At 64.6% G+C, this 17,647-nt stretch carries 19 protein-coding genes; 8 read left to right on the top strand and 11 right to left on the bottom strand.

The window, feature by feature from the left end; translation table 11 throughout:
* Positions 1-3 precede the first annotated feature (3 nt).
* The 5 genes from EU803_RS05630 to EU803_RS05650 are packed head-to-tail and all read left to right on the top strand — an operon-like array spanning position 4 to position 6,132.
* Entirely contained in the window at positions 4-636 is a 633-nt protein-coding gene (locus tag EU803_RS05630; RefSeq protein WP_129680659.1) for a DUF2460 domain-containing protein, read from the top strand.
* The gene (locus tag EU803_RS05635) at positions 633-1,511 is read left to right on the top strand and encodes a DUF2163 domain-containing protein (protein ID WP_129680661.1); all 879 of its coding nucleotides are present in this window, start codon (positions 633-635) and stop codon (positions 1,509-1,511) included. Before EU803_RS05630 ends, EU803_RS05635 begins: the two co-directional genes overlap by 4 nt.
* Entirely contained in the window at positions 1,508-1,948 is a 441-nt protein-coding gene (locus tag EU803_RS05640) for an NlpC/P60 family protein (protein ID WP_129680663.1), read from the top strand. The genes EU803_RS05635 and EU803_RS05640 overlap by 4 nt, the downstream gene beginning before the upstream one ends.
* Positions 1,948-5,844: a glycoside hydrolase/phage tail family protein gene (locus tag EU803_RS05645; protein ID WP_129680665.1), complete on the top strand. Its 3,897-nt coding sequence runs from the start codon at positions 1,948-1,950 to the stop codon at positions 5,842-5,844. The genes EU803_RS05640 and EU803_RS05645 overlap by 1 nt, the downstream gene beginning before the upstream one ends.
* 3 nt (positions 5,845-5,847) lie before the next feature.
* Complete coding sequence (locus EU803_RS05650; RefSeq protein WP_129680667.1) at positions 5,848-6,132, top strand: hypothetical protein; 285 nt, start codon at positions 5,848-5,850, stop codon at positions 6,130-6,132.
* Here EU803_RS05650 and EU803_RS05655 read toward each other — a convergent pair.
* Positions 6,129-6,467, bottom strand: a complete 339-nt coding sequence (locus tag EU803_RS05655) for a TraR/DksA C4-type zinc finger protein (RefSeq protein ID WP_129680669.1) — start codon at positions 6,465-6,467, stop codon at positions 6,129-6,131. The genes EU803_RS05650 and EU803_RS05655 overlap by 4 nt on opposite strands.
* An 87-nt stretch (positions 6,468-6,554) precedes the next feature.
* On the opposite strand from EU803_RS05655, the gene cysE reads away from it, so the two are divergent.
* The gene (gene cysE, locus EU803_RS05660) at positions 6,555-7,367 is read left to right on the top strand and encodes a serine O-acetyltransferase (protein ID WP_129680671.1); all 813 of its coding nucleotides are present in this window, start codon (positions 6,555-6,557) and stop codon (positions 7,365-7,367) included.
* A gap of 55 nt (positions 7,368-7,422) precedes the next feature.
* Here the strand turns inward: cysE and EU803_RS05665 are convergent, their stop codons facing one another.
* The gene (locus EU803_RS05665; protein ID WP_129680673.1) at positions 7,423-7,755 is read right to left on the bottom strand and encodes a carboxymuconolactone decarboxylase family protein; all 333 of its coding nucleotides are present in this window, start codon (positions 7,753-7,755) and stop codon (positions 7,423-7,425) included.
* Positions 7,756-7,902: 147 nt separating this feature from the next.
* Between EU803_RS05665 and cysK the strand changes: the two genes are divergently transcribed.
* Positions 7,903-8,976 carry a cysteine synthase A gene (gene cysK, locus EU803_RS05670; RefSeq protein WP_129680674.1) on the top strand — a complete coding sequence of 358 codons (1,074 nt, stop codon included), beginning with the start codon at positions 7,903-7,905 and terminating at the stop codon, positions 8,974-8,976.
* A 64-nt stretch (positions 8,977-9,040) separates the two neighbouring features.
* On the opposite strand, the gene EU803_RS05675 is transcribed toward cysK, so the two are convergent.
* From EU803_RS05675 to pdhA, 3 genes are read right to left on the bottom strand one after another with little or no spacing between them, the layout of a single operon-like run.
* Positions 9,041-10,351, bottom strand: a complete 1,311-nt coding sequence (locus EU803_RS05675) for a pyruvate dehydrogenase complex dihydrolipoamide acetyltransferase (protein ID WP_129680677.1) — start codon at positions 10,349-10,351, stop codon at positions 9,041-9,043.
* Between the two features lie 12 nt (positions 10,352-10,363).
* Complete coding sequence (locus EU803_RS05680) at positions 10,364-11,731, bottom strand: pyruvate dehydrogenase complex E1 component subunit beta (RefSeq protein WP_129680679.1); 1,368 nt, start codon at positions 11,729-11,731, stop codon at positions 10,364-10,366.
* A gap of 21 nt (positions 11,732-11,752) precedes the next feature.
* Positions 11,753-12,754, bottom strand: a complete 1,002-nt coding sequence (pdhA, locus tag EU803_RS05685) for a pyruvate dehydrogenase (acetyl-transferring) E1 component subunit alpha (RefSeq protein WP_129680681.1) — start codon at positions 12,752-12,754, stop codon at positions 11,753-11,755.
* A gap of 163 nt (positions 12,755-12,917) precedes the next feature.
* On the opposite strand from pdhA, the gene EU803_RS05690 reads away from it, so the two are divergent.
* Positions 12,918-13,295: a GFA family protein gene (locus EU803_RS05690; protein WP_129680683.1), complete on the top strand. Its 378-nt coding sequence runs from the start codon at positions 12,918-12,920 to the stop codon at positions 13,293-13,295.
* Here the strand turns inward: EU803_RS05690 and EU803_RS05695 are convergent.
* The 6 genes from EU803_RS05695 to EU803_RS05720 form a co-directional block, all read right to left on the bottom strand.
* Positions 13,292-13,591: a septum formation initiator family protein gene (locus tag EU803_RS05695; RefSeq protein ID WP_129680685.1), complete on the bottom strand. Its 300-nt coding sequence runs from the start codon at positions 13,589-13,591 to the stop codon at positions 13,292-13,294. The genes EU803_RS05690 and EU803_RS05695 overlap by 4 nt on opposite strands.
* Before the next feature lie 149 nt (positions 13,592-13,740).
* Entirely contained in the window at positions 13,741-14,631 is an 891-nt protein-coding gene (locus EU803_RS05700) for a fructose bisphosphate aldolase (protein ID WP_129680687.1), read from the bottom strand.
* Between the two features lie 80 nt (positions 14,632-14,711).
* On the bottom strand, positions 14,712-15,887 hold the full coding sequence (locus tag EU803_RS05705; RefSeq protein ID WP_129680689.1) for a phosphoglycerate kinase: 1,176 nt from the start codon (positions 15,885-15,887) through the stop codon (positions 14,712-14,714).
* Positions 15,888-16,077: 190 nt separating this feature from the next.
* Positions 16,078-16,740 (bottom strand): SDR family oxidoreductase, encoded by a 663-nt coding sequence (locus EU803_RS05710; protein WP_129680691.1) that lies wholly within the window; start codon positions 16,738-16,740, stop codon positions 16,078-16,080.
* 27 nt (positions 16,741-16,767) lie between these two features.
* Positions 16,768-17,151, bottom strand: coding sequence for a DUF1801 domain-containing protein (locus tag EU803_RS05715; protein WP_129680693.1), 384 nt, complete (start codon positions 17,149-17,151; stop codon positions 16,768-16,770).
* 17 nt (positions 17,152-17,168) lie between these two features.
* On the bottom strand, positions 17,169-17,441 hold the full coding sequence (locus tag EU803_RS05720; protein WP_129680695.1) for a hypothetical protein: 273 nt from the start codon (positions 17,439-17,441) through the stop codon (positions 17,169-17,171).
* Positions 17,442-17,647 lie beyond the last annotated feature (206 nt).

A 17,647-nucleotide genomic window follows, 5' to 3' on the forward strand; every position in this document is an offset into this window, starting at 1 on the left:
CAGATGGCCTTTCACGAGATCCGGTTTCCGACCTCGCTCAGCTTTGGTTCGACGGGCGGCCCCGAGCGGCGCACCGAGGTGGTGACCCTTGCCAACGGGCATGAGGAACGCAATACGCCTTGGGAGCATTCGCGCCGCCGCTACGACGCGGGCATGGGCCTGCGGTCGATGGACGATGTGGAAACCCTTATTGCCTTCTTCGAGGCCCGCAGCGGCCGGTTGCACGGGTTCCGCTGGAAGGATTGGGCCGACTACAAGTCCTGTCGCCCCTCGCAGGAGACTGACAGCGCGGACCAGTTGATCGGCGAAGGCGATCAGGTCACGACCGCGTTTCAACTGGTGAAGACCTACGAGTCGGGCGTGCACACCTATGTCCGTCCGATCCGCAAGCCGGTGGCCGGGTCGGTTCGGGTCGAGCTGAGCGGCGTGCCGCAGTTGGAGGGGACCGACTACACGTTGGATGTGACGACGGGCGTTGTCACTTTCAGCCATCCGCCGGACGAGCGGGCGCAGGTCTTCGCGGGGTTCGAATTTGACGTGCCGGTGCGGTTCGACACGGACATGATCCGCACCTCGCTTGCGTCGTTTCAGGCGGGTGAAGTGCCCGATGTGCCCGTGCTGGAGATCCGCACATGACCGCGTTGATGGACACGCTGGCCACCGGGGCCACGTCCCTGTGCCGCTGCTGGGCGCTGACCCGCCGCGACGGGGTCACGATGGGGTTTACCGACCACGACCAACCGCTGGTCTTTGACGGGATCACCTTTCGCGCCGATACCGGCATGACCGCCCGCGCGCTGGAAACCTCGACCGGGTTGTCAGTAAACAATACCGAGGCGATGGGCGTGCTGTCGGATGCGGCGATCCGCGAGGCGGATATCGACGCGGGCCGCTATGACGGGGCCGAGGTTCGGTCCTGGCTGGTCAATTGGCGTGACGTGACCGAACGGGCACTGCGGTTTCGTGGCACCATCGGGGAAATCCGGCGCGGGGCGGGGGCGTTTGACGCGGAACTGCGCGGGCTGACCGAGGCGCTGAACCAACCTCAGGGCCGCATCTACCAGCGACCGTGTTCCGCGGTTCTGGGGGACGCGGCCTGCCGGGTCGATCTGGATGCGCCCGGCCTGTCGGCTGACCTGCCCGCCGAAGAGGTGGAGGACGGTCGGCTGTTTCGCTTCGTGGGACTGACCGGGTTTTCCGACGGTTGGTTCGAAAAGGGGCAGCTTCGGGTTCTGTCGGGCGGGGCGGGTGGTCTGAACGGGGTGATCAAGGCCGACCGGATCCTCCCCGATGGCCGCCGCGAAATCGAGCTTTGGCAAGAGCTTCGCGCCGAGGTGCTGGCGGGTGATCCGCTTCGGATCGAGGCGGGTTGCGACAAGCAGTTCACAACCTGCCAGTTGAAATTCGCCAATGCACTGAATTTCCGGGGGTTCCCCGACATTCCCGGCGATGACTGGCTGGTTTCGGTGCCAACCCAGAGCGGCCAGAACGACGGGGGCAGCTACCGGTGAGCGGGCCAGAGGTGGTTGCAGAGGCGCGTCGCTGGATCGGCACGCCCTACCGCCATCAGGCGGCGACCCGTGGCGCGGGTTGCGATTGTCTTGGCCTGATCCGGGGTGTCTGGGCGGCCCTTCTGGGTGATCTGCCCGAACGGGTTCCGGCCTACAGCTCCGATTGGGCCGAACCGCAACGGCAAGAGGTGCTGTTGCAAGCGGCGCTGCGCCATCTGGTGCCCCGCCCGCTGACCGAGGCGGAGCCGGGCGACGTGCTGCTGTTTCGGATGCGGGCGGGGGCGGTGGCCAAGCATCTGGCGTTTCAAGGGGAGGTCGGAGCGCATCCGACTTTCATTCATTCCTATTCCGGGCATGGGGTCGTGGAAAATCCGCTGACCCGGCCCTGGGCGCGCCGCATCGTGGCGCGGTTTCATTTTCCTGAAAGGGGCGCGTGATGGCGACGATTGTTCTTTCTGCGGCGGGGATGGCCCTTGGCGGTTCGCTGGGCGGCTCGGTGCTTGGGTTGTCGACGGCGGTGATTGGCCGGGCGGTCGGCGCAACCCTTGGCCGGGTGATCGACAACCGCCTGATGGGGGCCGGGTCGGAGCCGGTGGAAACCGGAAGGATCGACCGGTTCCGACTGATGGGGGCTTCGGACGGGGCGCCGGTGGCGCAGGTCTATGGCCGGATGCGGGTTGGCGGGCAGGTGATCTGGGCGACCCGGTTTCTGGAGGATCGCACGACATCGGGCGGGGGCAAGGGCAGCCCGCGCCCCACCACGATCAGCTATTCCTACACCATCAGCCTTGCCGTGGCCCTGTGCGAGGGCGAGATCACCCATGTGGGCCGCATCTGGGCCGACGGGCAGGAAATCTCGCCCGATGACCTGAACATGCGCGTCTATACCGGGGCCGAGGACCAACTGCCGGACCCGAAGATGGAGGCGGTGGAGGGTGCGGGCAATGTGCCGGCCTATCGCGGCATCGCCTATGTGGTGTTCGAGGATCTGGACCTGTCCCGCTTTGGTAACCGCGTCCCGCAGTTTTCCTTCGAGGTATCCCGTCCGTCGCAGCCCGATGCGGCGCCGGAGGTGACCGACATTGCCCGCTTGGTGCCCGGCGTGGCACTGGTTCCCGGCACCGGGGAATACGCATTGGCGACCGAGCCGGTCTATGCCCGCGCTGGCGTTGGAGAAACCGCGCCGATCAACGTGAATTCGGCCAGCGGCCAACCTGATTTCGTCGCCTCGATGGACGCGCTGGAGGGCGAATTGCCGGCCTGCGGGTCGGTTAGCATGGTGGTCAGCTGGTTTGGCGATGATCTGTGCTGTGGGGACTGTGCCATCGCGCCCAAGGTCGAACAGGCGGCAAGTGACCCGGTGGAAATGCCCTGGGTCGTGTCGGGGATCACGCGGGCCTCGGCGGGGCTTGTGCCGCGCGACGGCGACGACCGGCCGGTTTATGGCGGCACCCCAGCGGATGCGTCGGTTATGCAGGCCATCGGCGATCTGACCGCGCGCGGCAAATCTGTCGTGTTTTATCCGTTCCTGCTGATGGGCCAGATGCAGGGCAACACATTGCCTGATCCGTGGTCCGGTGCTGTTGGCCAGCCGCATTTGCCGTGGCGGGGGCGGATTACCACCTCGCTCGCGCCCGGCGTGGCGGGCAGCCCGGACCAAACCGCAGCGGCCGAAGCAGAGGTCGCGGCCTTTTTCGGCACGGCGGCGCCCGGCGATTTCACCGTGACCGGCACTTCGGTCAGCTATACCGGACCGGCCGAGGCGTCATATCGCCGGTTCATCCTGCACTATGCGCACCTATGTGCCGCGGCAGGCGGGGTCGATGCCTTTTGCATCGGGTCCGAAATGCGCAGCCTGACCCAGATCCGGGGGGCGGGCGGCAGTTTTCCGGCGGTGGCGGCCCTGCGGCAACTGGCGGCGGATGTGCGCGCGATCCTTGGGCCGGGGGTCAAGATCGGCTATGCGGCCGATTGGTCGGAATACCACGGCTATCAACCGGCGGGCACGGGCGACAAGCTGTTTCACCTTGATCCGCTTTGGGCTGATCCGGAGATCGATTTCATCGGCATCGACAACTACATGCCGCTGTCGGACTGGCGCGACGGACAGGACCACGCCGACGCGGGGTGGGAGTCGATCTACAACCTCGACTATCTGCGGGCCAATGTCGAAGGCGGCGAGCTTTACGATTGGTTTTACCATTCCGAGGAGGCCCGTGCGGCGCAGATACGTACCCCGATCGTCGATGCCGACGGAGAACCCTGGGTCTGGCGGACCAAGGACATTCGGGGCTGGTGGGAAAACCATCACCACGACCGGGTTGGCGGGGTGCGCGCGGCCTTGCCGACCGATTGGGTGCCCGGATCAAAGCCGATCTGGTTCACGGAAATCGGCTGTGCTGCCGTGGAGAAGGGCACGAACCAGCCCAACAAATTCCTTGACCCCAAGTCGTCGGAATCCACCTTGCCGCGCCATTCGAACGGCCAGCGAGATGAGTTGATCCAGAACCAGTATCTTCGGGCGCTGATCGGACACTACACCGACCCGGCCAACAACCCCACCCATGCGGGGACCGGGGTGCAGATGATCGACATGGGGCGGACACATGTCTGGGCATGGGACGCGCGGCCCTATCCGGCATTTCCGGGCAATGCTGCGCTGTGGTCGGACGGCGAAAACTGGTCGCGGGGGCATTGGATCAGTGGGCGGACGTCGATCCGGACGCTGGCCGGCGTAGTGGATGAAATCTGCGCCCGCTCTGGGGTGACCGGGGCGGATGTGTCGCGCCTGCATGGGATCGTGCGGGGCTATGCGGTGACGGATGTGGATACCGCCCGCGCGGCGCTGCAACCCCTGATGTTGGCCCATGGGTTCGACGTGATCGAACGCGATGGCGTTTTGTCGTTCGTTTCCCGCGGGTTGGAAGACCCGGTTGAGGTGGATGCCGGGAAGGCCGTTCTGGTTGACCCCGACCAGCCAACGGTCGACCGAAGCCGCGCGCCTGCCGCCGAACTGGCGGGGCGGGTGCGCCTTCTGCACGTCGATCCCGACAGTGATTACGCCGCGCGCGCGACCGAGGCGATCTTCCCGGACGAGGCGACATTCGCCGTCTCGCAATCCGAATTGCCGATGGCGTTGATCGGGTCCGAGGCGCGGGCCATCACCGAACGCTGGCTGTCCGAAGCGCGGGTGGCGCGGGACCGGGTGCAGCTGGCCCTGCCGCCGTCGCGGTCTGACATCGGGGCAGGTGACGTGATCCGGTTGGACGGAGCCGACTACCGGGTGGACCGGGCCGAAATCTCGGAACATAAGATGCTGGATGCCGTGCGGATCGAACCGGCGCTGTATGACCGGCGGTTGTCGGGGGCGGACAGCTTTGGTCTGTCGTCCTTCGCGGTCCCGGTTCCGGTCGAGGGGCTGTTCATGGACCTGCCGCTGCTGCGCGGGGATGAGGTGCCACATGCCCCCCATTTTGCCGCCTTCAGCGACCCATGGCCGGGCAGCGTGGCGCTGTATTCCGCGCCTGCGGACTATGACTATGCGCTGAACACGGTTTCCCCCTCGACCTCTGTCGTGGGGATCACGGAAACCGCGATTGTTCCGGCCCAACCCGGGCTGTTTGACCGTGGTCCGGCCCTGCGGGTGCGGCTGGTCACGGGGGCGCTTGGGTCCGTTTCGGCCGAGGATGTGATCGCCGGGGCCAATGTGGCGGTGATCGGCAACGGGACGCCCGACAATTGGGAGGTCATCCAATTCGCCGAGGCAGTGCTGGTGGCGGAAGATACCTATGAGCTACGGATGCGCCTTCGGGGGCAGGCCGGGTCGGATGGGATCGCCCTGACGGGGTGGCCAGTGGGTAGCCTTGTGGTTCTGATGAACGCAACGCCGAGGCAGATCGCGCTTGCCGCCTCTGCCCGTGGGGTGACCCGGCATTTCCGCTGGGGCCCGGCCTCGCGGCCGATCGACCACGCCAGTTTCCGTCACGCCGAATATGCCTTTTCGGGCAACGGGTTGCGGCCCTATCGCGTCGGGCATCTGCGGGCCGGGGGCGGGGCGGAACCTGTCCTGTCCTGGGTCCGGCGCAGCCGTGTCGACGGCGACGGCTGGGAGGGGTTTGAGATCCCGCTGGGCGAGGATATCGAGCTTTACCGGGTTCAGGTGATCGAAGCAGGTACGGTCTTGCGCGAAGAGATCGTGACCTCACCGGGTTTCACCTACACCTCCGCAATGCAGGCGGCAGACGGGAATCCCGGCCTCTACCGGATCGAGGTGGCGCAAATCTCGGCCCAGTTTGGGCCGGGTCCGGCAGTTGGCCTTGATCTGGCGGCCTGATCGGTGCGCCCGCTTCTTCCCGGTGATCTGGATATGGCGGTTCGGGCGCTTCTTGCGGTGCCTGAACCGGACCGGCCCGGGCTGGCCCGGCAATTGCTGGACGAGGCGCAGGTGGCCGACAAAACCTGCCGCCGCCTTGGTCGGGCGCATCCCGCGTTTGGGGATGGAAGCCTCTACGAGGCGGCGCGCAGGCATCAGCGCGAAAGCCTGCCAGACTATTGCAACGACAGCTATTGCGCGGCCCTTGCCGTGCTGATCGAGGCTGTCATGGCCCGAAAATCGGCCTAGCCGCGCATGCAGGACAGGCAGCGCGGGACGGTCGGGTCGGCCTCCAGCCGGGCAGGGGGCAGGTCTTCGCCGCAGTCGGTGCAATAGCCGAACTCGCCCTCGTCGATCCGGGCCAGAGCCGCGATAATCCTTTGTCGTTGCGCCTGTCTGCGCCCGGCCTGTGCCTGCGCCATCGCCTGATTTTGCAGGGCATCCATGCGGGACAGACGGCCAACGGCCTGCTGATCCAGTTCAACCACCTTTTGCGCGTCAGCGCCACGGGCGTCTTCATCCTCCAGCCCGGCCAGAAGGGCGCGCAGTTTTTCGCGATAGAACTCAAGGTCTTGGTCATTCATTCGCGTGATCCCTTCCATCACGGCTTTGTTCTTGGCCAAGGAACCCTATCTGGGGTAGAACGCCAGTGAAAGACAAAGAGGTGCCCCATGGCCCGGACCCAACCACAGCTTGCCAATATCGATCCCGTCTGGGACCGCATCTGCCGCGAGGCCGAAGAGGCGATTGCGGCCGAACCGCTTATGGGCAGCCTGCTGCATCAGGGCATTCTGCACCACGCCTCCTTTGACCGGGCGCTGGCCTTCCGGATTTCGATGAAACTCGCCTCCGAGGAAATGTCGGAACAGATTCTGCGCGAGATCGCGGATCATGCCTTTGCCTCTGCCCCAGATCTTGTCGCGGCCTGCCGCGCTGACCTTGTCGCGGTCTATGAACGTGACCCGGCCTGCCACCGCTACATGCAGCCGCTTTTGTATTTCAAAGGCTATCAGGCGGTGCAAAGCTATCGACTGGGCCATTGGCTGTGGCAGCAGGGGCGCAAGGATCTTGCCTATTTCATCCAGATGCGGGTGTCCGAGGTGTTCGGCGTGGACATTCACCCCGCCGCGCGGATCGGCAAAGGGCTGATGATCGACCATGCCCATTCCATCGTGATCGGCGAAACCGCCGTGGTGGGCGACAATGTGTCGATGCTGCATTCGGTCACGCTGGGCGGGACCGGCAAGGAAGAGGAAGACCGGCATCCGAAGATCGGCAATGGCGTGCTGATCGGGGCCGGCGCGAAGGTTCTGGGCAATATCACGGTGGGCTGCTGTTCGCGGATCGCCGCCGGGTCGGTGGTGCTGAAGGATATCCCGTCGTCGGTGACGGTGGCGGGTGTGCCGGCCAAGATCGTGGGCGAAGCGGGATGCGACCAGCCCTCGGTCGAGATGGACCAGACCCACATCGGCAAGGACGACTGACCCTTTACGGGCCGACAGATAGGGGCCGCACCTTCGGGCGCGGCCCTTTTTCGTTTCAGGTCAGCTGGTCGTAGGCTTCCAGCGCCTTGACCCCGTACATGTAGGACGGGCCGCCGCCCATCATGATGCAAGTGGCGATGGTTTCGACGATCTCGTCTCGGGTAGCCCCGGCCTTGACCGCGCCACGGACGTGAAACCCGATACAATCGACGCAGCGGGTGGCAATGCCGATGGCCACGCATTGCAGTTCCTTGTCCTTCGTGGACAGGGCCCCGTCTGACAGGGCGGCATGGTGCATCTGGGTAAAGGCCTTGGCCGCCTCGGGGTGGGCCTTTCGGAAATCCTTGGTCAGGTCGGTCGTTTCGTTCAGTGCGGCGGTCCAGTCCATCTGGCTCTCCTGTCATTGGTGTCGCCCCCTGATAGGGCAGCAACCGGGACAGGGCTTTGCGATGGATCAACTTCTAAACGGGCGGACTTGGGACAGCCCAAAGCAGATGTGCTACCTTGGATCTACACACAGCAGATGGAGGGATGGATGACTGGCTTCTCGACCAAGGGGCGCGGCAAAACCTACGATTCGATCGTGGATACGGTGGGGGATACGCCCGTTGTCCGTATCAATCGGATCGCCCCGAAGAATGTGACGATCTATGTGAAAACCGAATCCGCCAATCCGGCGGGTTCGGTCAAGGACCGGTTGGCCCTGTCGATCATCGAAGCGGCCGAACGGGAAGGGGCGCTGAAACCGGGGCAGACGGTGGTTGAGGCCACCTCGGGGAACACCGGCATCGGTCTGGCGATGGTCTGCGCGGCCAAGGGCTATCCGCTTGTCATCACGATGGTCGAGACCTTCTCGGTCGAGCGGCGGCGTCTGATGCGTTTTCTGGGCGCGAAGGTCATCCTGACCCCGAAGGAAAAGAAGGGGTTCGGAATGTACCGGAAGGCGGAAGAGCTGGCCAAGCAGAACGGCTGGTTCTTTGCCCGGCAATTCGAGACCAAGGCGAACGCGGATATCCACGAACGGACCACGGCACGGGAAATCATCACTGATTTCGCGGGCGAGCGCCTTGATTACGTCGTGTCCGGCTACGGGACCGGCGGCACCGTGACGGGAATCGGACGGGTCCTGCGCAAGGAACGGCCGGACACGAAGATCATCCTGACCGAACCGGCCAATGCCGCGATTGTCGGCTCCGGCTCTGCCCAGGAACGGCTGGAAGACGGTTCGCCGGCAGGCAGCCACCCCAATTGGGAACCGCATCCGATTCAGGGCTGGACCCCAGATTTCATCCCGCTTGTCCTGCAAGAGGCCATCGACAAGGCCTATTACGACGAGTTGCATCCGGTGACGGGGCCCGAAGGTATGGCATGGGCAAAACGGCTGGCGGCAGAGGAAGGCATCTTTACCGGGATTTCCGGCGGGTCGACCTTTGCGACGGCGATCAAAGTGGCCGAATCCGCCCCGGATGGGTCGGTGATCCTGTGCATGCTGCCCGATACCGGAGAACGGTATCTGTCGACGCCGCTGTTCGAGGATGTCGAAGCGGTCATGACCGAAGAAGAGATCGCCCTGATGAAATCGACGCCCGGCTATCACTACGGCGTCTGATCGGGCGAGGCCGAAAGGAAAGGGCGCCCGATGGGGCGCCCTTCCGATTTCCGGAACTTGGTGATCAGGCCAGCATGACCATCGGGTTTTCAAGGTTGTCCTTGATCGCCTGAAGCAGGTTCGCCCCAAGCGCCCCGTCGATCACCCGGTGGTCGACCGAAAGGGTCACCGACATCACCGTGCCGACCGCCAGTTCACCATCCTTGCCGACGATCGGTTTCTTCACCCCGGCACCGACCGCGAGGATCGCGGCATGGGGCGGGTTGATGATCGCGTCGAAATTATCGACCCCGAACATGCCAAGGTTGGAGATCGCAAAGCTGCCGCCCTGATATTCATGCGGGGCCAGTTTGCGGTCCCGGGCGCGCGCGGCCAGATCCTTCATCTGCGAGGACAGGGCCGAGAGCGATTTGGTGTCGGCGTCCTGAAGGACCGGGGTGAACAACCCGCCTTCGATAGCGACGGCCACGGCCACGTCCGACTTTTCGAACCGCAGCACCCGATCCCCGGCCCAGACCGCATTTGCATCCGGCACCTGTTGCAGGGCAAGGGCGCAGGCCTTGATGATGAAGTCGTTGACCGACAGCTTCACGCCACGCCCTTCAAGCTGGGCGTTCAACTGGCCACGGAACTTCAAGAGCGCATCCAATTGAATGTCCCGGCGCAGGTAGAAATGCGGCACGGACTGCTTGGCCTCGGTCAGGCGGGCGGCAATGGTCTTGCGCATCCCGTCCAGCTTGACTTCTTCAAAGGGGCGGCCCTCGTAGGTCTTGAGGACCAAATCGGTCGACGGGCCAGAGGCCATGGCGGCGGGGGCAGCCGCGGCAGGCGCGGCGGCAGGGGCCGAAGCCGGAGCCGCGGCAGCGCCGGGCTGGGCGTTTTCGACATCCGCCTTCACGACACGGCCATGCGGGCCGGAGCCCTTGACGGCCGCCAGATCGACACCCTTCTGCGCCGCGATCCGACGGGCGAGGGGAGAGGCGAAGATGCGTCCACCGTCGGCAGCCTTGGGGGCTGCGGGGGCAGGGGTTGCGGCCACCCCTTCGGGGGCCGCCTTGGCGTCCGCGGCGGGCTGCGCCGCCGGGGCCGGAGCCGGAGCGGCGGCGCCAGAGCCGATATCATCGGCGCTTTCGCCCTCGTCCAGCAGGATGGCGATGGGAGTGTTGACCTTGACCCCTTCGGTGCCTTCACCGATCAGGATCTTGCCGACGGTGCCTTCGTCAACGGCCTCAAACTCCATCGTCGCCTTGTCGGTTTCAATCTCGGCGATGATGTCGCCGGACGATACGGTATCGCCTTCCTTCACAAGCCACTTGGCAAGGGTCCCTTCCTCCATCGTGGGGGAGAGGGCGGGCATCAGGATTTCGGTGGGCATGTCTCGATCTCCTTAGCGGTAAGTGACTTGTTTCACGGCGTCGATCACCTCGGCGGTGGTCAAAAGCGCGTGCTTTTCAAGGTTGGCGGCATAGGGCATGGGCACGTCCTTGCCGGTGCAGTTCAGGACCGGCGCATCGAGGTAATCGAAAGCGTTGGTCATAATATAGGCCGACAGGTGGTTGCCGATGGAACCGACGGGCCAACCCTCTTCCACGGTGACGCAGCGGTTGGTCTTCATGACCGAGGCAATCACGGTGTCGTAGTCGAGGGGGCGCAGGGTGCGCAGGTCGATCACCTCGGCGCTGATGCCTTCGGCGGCCAGCTTTTCGGCGGCCTCCATCGCATAGGTCATGCCGATCCCGAAGGAAACGATGGTCACATCCTCGCCCACACGGGCCACGCGGGCCTTGCCGAAGGGCACGGTGAAATCATCCATTACCGGCACGTCGAAGGTCTTGCCGTAGAGGATTTCATTTTCAAGGAAGATGACCGGGTTCGGGTCGCGAATGGCGGTCTTCATCAGGCCCTTATAGTCGGCGGCCGTGTAGGGCATGACGACCTTGAGGCCCGGAACCATCGCATACCACGCGGCATAGTCCTGGCTGTGCTGTGCGCCGACGCGGGCGGCCGCACCGTTGGGGCCACGGAAGACCATGGGCGCGCCCATCTGGCCGCCGGACATATAGAGCGTCTTGGCGGCAGAGTTGATCAGGTGGTCGATCGCCTGCATGGCAAAGTTGAAGGTCATGAATTCGACGATCGGCTTCAGCCCGCCAAAGGCGGCACCGGTGGCGATCCCGGCAAAGCCGTGTTCGGTGATCGGGGTGTCGATCACGCGCTTGGCGCCAAATTCGTCCAGAAGGCCTTGGGAAATCTTGTAGGCGCCCTGATACTCACCGACCTCTTCCCCCATCAGGAACACGTCTTCGTCGCGACGCATCTCCTCGGCCATGGCGTCGCGCAGGGCTTCGCGGACCGTCTGGGTCTTCATCTCGGTGCCTTCGGGCCAGTCGGGGCTGGTGTCGGGGGCCGGGGCCGCGGCGGCGGCCTGCGCCGGCACGCTGGCCGGGGCCTCGGACGCGGCGGGGGCGGCCTCGGCGGTCGGCGCGGCGCTTGCCACGTCATCCGCGCTTTCGCCCTCTTCGACGAGGACCGCGATGGGCGTGTTGACCTTCACAGCCTCGGTCCCTTCGGCCACGAGGATCTTGCCGACGATGCCTTCGTCGACGGCTTCGAATTCCATCGTGGCCTTGTCGGTTTCAATTTCGGCGATGATATCGCCGGATTTGACGGTGTCGCCTTCCTTGACCAGCCATTTGGCCAGCGTGCCTTCCTCCATCGTGGGGGAGAGGGCGGGCATAAGCAGTTCGGTTGCCATTGGGGTATCTCCTCCCGGAACTCAGGCGTAAATGTCGGTCCAAAGCTCCGCCAGCGCGGGCTCGGGGCTTTCTTTCGAAAACTCTGCGGCCTCGTTGACGATCTCTTTGATCTCTTTGTCGATCTTCTTGAGATCGTCTTCGCTCGCGTGCTTTCCGGTCAGAAGGATGCCGCGCACCTGTTCGATGGGGTCGCGTTCTTCGCGCATCTTCTGCACTTCTTCGCGGGTGCGGTATTTCGCCGGGTCGGACATCGAATGGCCGCGATAGCGATAGGTCTTCACCTCAAGGATGTAGGGGCCCTTGCCGGCGCGGCAGTGGGCGACGGCGCGTTCGCCTGCCTCTTTCACAGCCAGAACCGACATCCCGTCAACTTCTTCGCCCTCGATGCCGTAGGCGGCACCGCGACCGAAAAGCGAGGTCGACTTGGTCGACCGCTTCACGCTGGTGCCCATGGCGTATTGGTTGTTCTCGATCACGAAGATGACCGGAAGGTCCCAAAGCTCGGCCATGTTGTAGGTCTCGTAGACCTGGCCCTGGTTGGCCGCGCCATCACCAAAATAGGCGAAGGTGACGTTGTCGTTGCCCTTGTATTTGTCGCTGAAGGCAAGACCTGCGCCCAGCGGCACCTGCGCGCCGACGATCCCGTGGCCGCCGTAGAAATGCTTCTCTTTCGAGAACATGTGCATCGAGCCGCCCTTGCCCTTGGAATAGCCGCCTTCGCGGCCGGTCAGCTCGGCCATGACGCCCTTGGGATCCATGCCACAGGCCAGCATATGGCCGTGGTCGCGGTACGAGGTGATGCGCTTGTCGCCATCCTTTGCCGCGGCTTCCAGACCGACGACAACCGCTTCCTGACCGATATAAAGGTGGCAGAAACCGCCAATCAGGCCCATACCATACAGCTGGCCCGCTTTTTCCTCGAACCGGCGGATCAGCAGCATTTCGCGGTAATAGTGAAGCAGTTCATCAGCCGATACGTTCGGCTTTGCGGCGGCGTCCGCCGTTTTCTTCTTCGCGACCATGAGTCCTCCGTCCTGGCTAGCGAGATAGTTTAGCTTTAAACTATCTATAAAGCATGACGTGACGAAAAGCGAGCGTCAATGAGAAAGCCCGGCGAATAGGTGCCTTGCGCGGGGCGCAAGGGTGGGCACATCATCCCCAAGGGCCGTAATGAAGGAGGATCAGATGAAGCAGGTGGACGGCGGATGCCTGTGCGGCGCGTTGCGCGTTTCTGCGCGCGGTGCGCCGCTGCGGGTCGGAATCTGCCATTGTCGCGACTGTCGCAAACATCATGGCGCCCCGTTCTATGCCGCCGCGATCTTTCCCAAGCTTGCGGTCACGATCAGCGGATCATCCAGCAGCTACGCGGGGCGGCATTTCTGCCCAACCTGCGGATCGTCCGTCTTTGCGGTTTCGGGGGACGAGGTCGAGGTGCATCTTGGCGCGTTGGATCACTCCAGCGTCTTCAAACCGGACTATGAATGCTGGACGGACCGCCGCGAGGGCTGGTTGTCACCATTGGTCGGGGCAGGGCAGTTCGCGGGAAACCGGGACGACGGTTAGCGGATCACGATTTCATCGGCGCGGATCATGCCGAGGACGTCACGGGCCTGTTCGTCCAGGAGATCAAGGTCCAGATATTGGTCAGACAGGCGGCGGGTCAGGTTTTCCATCCGCGCGACCTCGATCTCAAGCCGGTCCAGTTCTGCCTGAAGGGCGCGGCCCTCGGCCTCCACTTCTGCCCGTTTGAACACGCCATAATCCCCTTGCACGGCGGCAAAGGTGAAATAGACGCCCAGCATCAGAAGCGTCACGAAGTATAGAAGCGTGCCCAGGCTTGGGCGGCTGCGTCTGGTCATGGTCTGCCTCGGTCCCGCCTCGTTGATCGGGCGGTTTCAACCAGAATCGCATATTCGATTCGGTTTGTGAATCCCCCAAGTGGCGTCCAGACAAAAGAAAACCCCGGCCGCACGGCGCGACCGGGGTGGATTTCAAGCGCGGCAGGTGATCAGCCCGCGATCGACGCCTCGTAGATCGACTGGATCGCGTTGCCCAGTTTCGCGTCAAACTCGGCATCCGATTGTTGCGCCGACAGGCCCTCGGTCAGGGCGCGGCTGAAGCTGGCGATCATGCCGGTGTTCTGGGACAGCAGTGCGTTCGCCTCGTCCCGGCTGTAGCCGCCGGACAGGGCCACGACCTTCAGCACCTTGGGATGATCCACCAGCGGCTTGTAGAAATTCGCCTCGGTCGGGAGAGAGAGTTTCAGCATGACCTGCTGGCCCTCGGGCAGGGCGTCCAGACAACGCAGGATCTCGTCCCGCAGGATCGCCTCGGCCTCGGCTTTGTCGGCGATGGTGATGGTCACCTCGGGTTCAAGGATCGGCATCAGCCCGTGGGATGCGACCTGCGCGCCCACGGCAAACTGCTGGTCGACGATAGCGCGGATGCCTTCGGGGTTCGCGGCGTTGATGACCGACCGTTCCTTGGTGCCGAAGATGCCCTTGGCGGCGGCACGGGACAGAAGATCGTCCAGCCCCGGCATGTCCTTCATCAGCTGCACGCCGTTTGCCTCGGCCTCAAGCCCCTTGTCGATCTTGAGGAAGGGAACCACACCCTTGTTCCACAGCGCCTGCGCCGCGGGCACGCCGCCGATGTCGCGGTCCATGGTCATTTCGAACAGGATCGCGCCAACAACCCGGTCGCCGGTGAAGGCGGGGCTTTCGACGATCCGCGACCGCATGGCGTGGATCAGGTCGAACATCTCGGCCTCGGACCCATAGGCGTCTTCTTCGATCCCATACAGGCGCAGCGCCTTGGGGGTGGACCCGCCGGATTGGTCCAGCGCGGCGATAAAGCCCTGACCGTTACGGATCGTTTCGGCCTGTTCGGTCTTCGACATGTGGTGTTTCCCTGACAGCAGATGGTTGACGGTGTTCTAGGCCACGGGGGCGCGGGGTGCAATTGCGGTCGTGGTCGCGCCTATCCCAGCGCGGCGACGCCCGGCAGGGTCTTGCCTTCCATCCATTCAAGGAAGGCGCCCCCGGCGGTAGAGATATAGGTGAAATCCCCGGCGACCCCGGCCTGATTCAGCGCGGCGACGGTATCGCCACCCCCGGCGACCGAGGTCAGGCTGCCCGCTTTGGTCAGCGCGGCGGCGGCGCGGGCGGCAGCATTGGTGGCCGCATCGAAGGGCGCGATTTCAAAGGCGCCAAGCGGCCCGTTCCAGATCAGCGTTTTGGCGGATTTCAGCACTTCCTCGATATAGGCGACGGTCGCGGGACCGGCATCAAGGATCATGGCATCGGCCGGGCATGCATCGGGGGGCAGGGTCTCATTCTCGGCCCCGGCCTTGAACTCGCGGGCGACCACGATGTCGCGGGGCAGGATGATCTCGCAGCCTGCGGCCCCGGCCTTGGCCAGAATCTCGCGGGCGGTTTCGGCCAGATCGTGTTCGCACAGCGATTTGCCCACATCCACGCCCTGCGCCGCAAGGAAGGTGTTGGCCATGCCGCCGCCGATCACAAGGTGATCCACCTTGCCGACAAGGTTGCCCAGAAGGTCCAGTTTGGTCGAAACCTTGGCGCCGCCCACCACGGCCACCACGGGCCGGACCGGGTTACCAAGGGCCGCGTCCAGCGCCGACAGTTCTTCGGCCATCAGGCGCCCGGCGCAGGACGGCAGCAGATGCGCCACCCCCTCGGTCGAGGCATGGGCACGGTGCGCGGCGGAAAACGCATCGTTGCAATAGACATCCCCGAGGCTGGCAAGGAAATTTGCCATCATCGGGTCGTTCTTTTCTTCCATCTCGGTGAAGCGGGTGTTCTCGATCAGGACAACTGTATCCATCGGCAGGGCGTCGATCTGATCGCGCGAGGGTTTTTCGATGAACGTCACGGGGCGGCCAAGCGCCTCTTCCAGCGCGGGCAGGGTCACACGCAGGCTCATGTCCGGGACGTATTTGCCCTTGGGCCGGCCGAAGTGGGCCAGAAGGATCGGGGTCCCGCCCTTGGCCAGAATGTCCTGAACGGTGGGGACGATCCGGGTGATGCGGGTGGCGTCGGTGACGCGCCCGTCTTCGACCGGCACGTTGATATCGACACGGGTCAGCACCCGCTTGCCCGCCAGGTCCATGTCGTCAAGGGTTTTCCAGGCCATGATCGCCTCCGCTAGAAATGGTTGGCCTTTCACCTACCCGCTGGGGGCAAAAGGTCAAGCATTCTGGACTCTTCAGCGCCGGGTCGCACAGCGGCCCGGCATGCGCCCGCCCGCCCCACGGCGGGCGCATTCGCGCCCACCCTGGCGTCCGCATGCCTGTTGTGGTTCTGATGGCCCGGGAAAGGCAGGATCAGCCTTGGCCGAGCACCTCGGGCAAAAGCCTTGCCGCCTCGGCCCGGATATCGGCCAGACCGCTGCGGTCCTCGCCGGGGTAGAACCGGGCGCGGGTGGCAGTGGGCATCGGCGCGGGCGACAGGATGGCGACCTGCGGGCCGGTCTTGACCGTTTCCGCCTGCCAGCTGCGGGCCAGCGCGATCTGCGCGGCCTTGGTGGCGCCATAGTGGCCAAAGAATTTCTCGCCCCCGCGCGGATCGTCGAAGAACACCGCGCGCCCCTCGGTCCCCAGCAGTGGGGCGATATAGCCCATCAGGCGGGCTGTCGCCTCGATATTGGTGGCGATGGATTTGGTCAGGTCTTTTGGCGCCAGTTGGCTGGCCGGGGCCAACGGCCCGGCGTGTACGGCGGCATGGACCCAGAGGTCCAGCTTGCCCCAGCGGTCAAAGATCGACCGGCATAGCTGCTGCATCGCTGCCTCGACGGTGATGTCCATCGGCGCAAGGGTCGCCTGACCGCCTGCCGCCTTGATCCGGTCGTCCAGTTCCTCCAGCGCGCCAACGGTCTTGGCCACGGCCACGACATGATGGGTGGGGGCCAGCGCTTCGGCAATCGCGGCGCCAAGACCGCGGGAAGCACCAGTGACAAGGGCGACGGGGCGTTCGGAAAGATCAGTCATGGGCACGCTTTGGCACGGGCCGCGCGTCTAGGCAAGGGGCGGCGGCAGGTCGACGCCCGCCTCGGCACAGCGCGCAGCAATCATCCGGTGCAAAAGGTCGTCGGGCAACGGGGTTTGGGCCGTGAAATGGACCGCCGATTTCGTGTGGGTCAGACCTAGCGCGGCAAGATCGGCGGCAAAGCGCGGGACGATCCCGCCGGAATGGGGATAGAACGAACCGTGCGCCTTCCACACGGCAAACCCGGCAACCGCTTTGCCCCCGACCCGGTAGGCGGGCATCCCGTAGGAAATGCAGGGTTGTGCGCCCGGCAGCATCGCCTCGACCCTACGGCGAAACTCGTCCAGCAGGGACCGCGCGTCGGGCGCCAGCCCTGTCAGATATTCATCAATCGTGGTGGGTTTGTCCGGCATCTGGAAAGATTACCCGGTCAGGCGGCGGCGGGCAATTCCAGCCGTTCGTCCCGGCCCCAGGCCCGCAGGACGACATAGTTCTCGCCGATTGCCATCAGGTCGCCAAGCGCGGTGCGTTCGCCCGGCATCGCCACAACGATCCGCCCGGCGCGGCTGCGCAGGAAGGCGCGGGGGCCGGCATCATCGACGCTGATTCCGATCAGCGCGGTCTCGTTCAGGGGCAGGGCCTGCGGCGCGGTCGCGGCGGCCTCGGTCTGCGGTGTGGTTGTCTGAACCTCGGATGAGGACATGTCGGTGCCTTTGTGTCTGTTGCCCCGATGATGGGGGGAAGGCGCGCCCATGACAGAGCCATGGATGAATGAAAAGTGCCGACACCGGTGGAATGCTGCGCTGCGGCGGAAACCTGCCACCGGGACGGGCGGGGCACGGCCCACGCATTCCCTTGGCAAGGCCCGTCGCGCCGAATATGTCAGTGCCAACGCATTTCAAACCAAAG

Origin of the sequence: Loktanella sp. IMCC34160, from assembly GCF_004145845.1 — a bacterium.
Classification (GTDB): domain Bacteria; phylum Pseudomonadota; class Alphaproteobacteria; order Rhodobacterales; family Rhodobacteraceae; genus SELP01.

What these genes read in the sequence shown, in the direction of transcription:
- EU803_RS05645 (WP_129680665.1), top strand. Translation starts at nt 1,948, where the DNA reads ATGGCGACGATTGTTCTTTCTGCGGCGGGGATGGCCCTTGGCGGTTCG.
- EU803_RS05690 (WP_129680683.1), top strand. Translation starts at nt 12,918, where the DNA reads ATGAAGCAGGTGGACGGCGGATGCCTGTGCGGCGCGTTGCGCGTTTCT.
- EU803_RS05630 (WP_129680659.1), top strand. Translation starts at nt 4, where the DNA reads ATGGCCTTTCACGAGATCCGGTTTCCGACCTCGCTCAGCTTTGGTTCG.
- pdhA (WP_129680681.1), bottom strand. Translation starts at nt 12,754, where the DNA reads ATGGTCGCGAAGAAGAAAACGGCGGACGCCGCCGCAAAGCCGAACGTA.
- EU803_RS05720 (WP_129680695.1), bottom strand. Translation starts at nt 17,441, where the DNA reads ATGTCCTCATCCGAGGTTCAGACAACCACACCGCAGACCGAGGCCGCC.
- EU803_RS05695 (WP_129680685.1), bottom strand. Translation starts at nt 13,591, where the DNA reads ATGACCAGACGCAGCCGCCCAAGCCTGGGCACGCTTCTATACTTCGTG.
- EU803_RS05635 (WP_129680661.1), top strand. Translation starts at nt 633, where the DNA reads ATGACCGCGTTGATGGACACGCTGGCCACCGGGGCCACGTCCCTGTGC.
- EU803_RS05700 (WP_129680687.1), bottom strand. Translation starts at nt 14,631, where the DNA reads ATGTCGAAGACCGAACAGGCCGAAACGATCCGTAACGGTCAGGGCTTT.
- EU803_RS05715 (WP_129680693.1), bottom strand. Translation starts at nt 17,151, where the DNA reads ATGCCGGACAAACCCACCACGATTGATGAATATCTGACAGGGCTGGCG.
- EU803_RS05705 (WP_129680689.1), bottom strand. Translation starts at nt 15,887, where the DNA reads ATGGCCTGGAAAACCCTTGACGACATGGACCTGGCGGGCAAGCGGGTG.
- EU803_RS05710 (WP_129680691.1), bottom strand. Translation starts at nt 16,740, where the DNA reads ATGACTGATCTTTCCGAACGCCCCGTCGCCCTTGTCACTGGTGCTTCC.
- cysE (WP_129680671.1), top strand. Translation starts at nt 6,555, where the DNA reads ATGGCCCGGACCCAACCACAGCTTGCCAATATCGATCCCGTCTGGGAC.
- EU803_RS05680 (WP_129680679.1), bottom strand. Translation starts at nt 11,731, where the DNA reads ATGGCAACCGAACTGCTTATGCCCGCCCTCTCCCCCACGATGGAGGAA.
- cysK (WP_129680674.1), top strand. Translation starts at nt 7,903, where the DNA reads ATGACTGGCTTCTCGACCAAGGGGCGCGGCAAAACCTACGATTCGATC.
- EU803_RS05665 (WP_129680673.1), bottom strand. Translation starts at nt 7,755, where the DNA reads ATGGACTGGACCGCCGCACTGAACGAAACGACCGACCTGACCAAGGAT.
- EU803_RS05655 (WP_129680669.1), bottom strand. Translation starts at nt 6,467, where the DNA reads ATGAATGACCAAGACCTTGAGTTCTATCGCGAAAAACTGCGCGCCCTT.
- EU803_RS05675 (WP_129680677.1), bottom strand. Translation starts at nt 10,351, where the DNA reads ATGCCCACCGAAATCCTGATGCCCGCCCTCTCCCCCACGATGGAGGAA.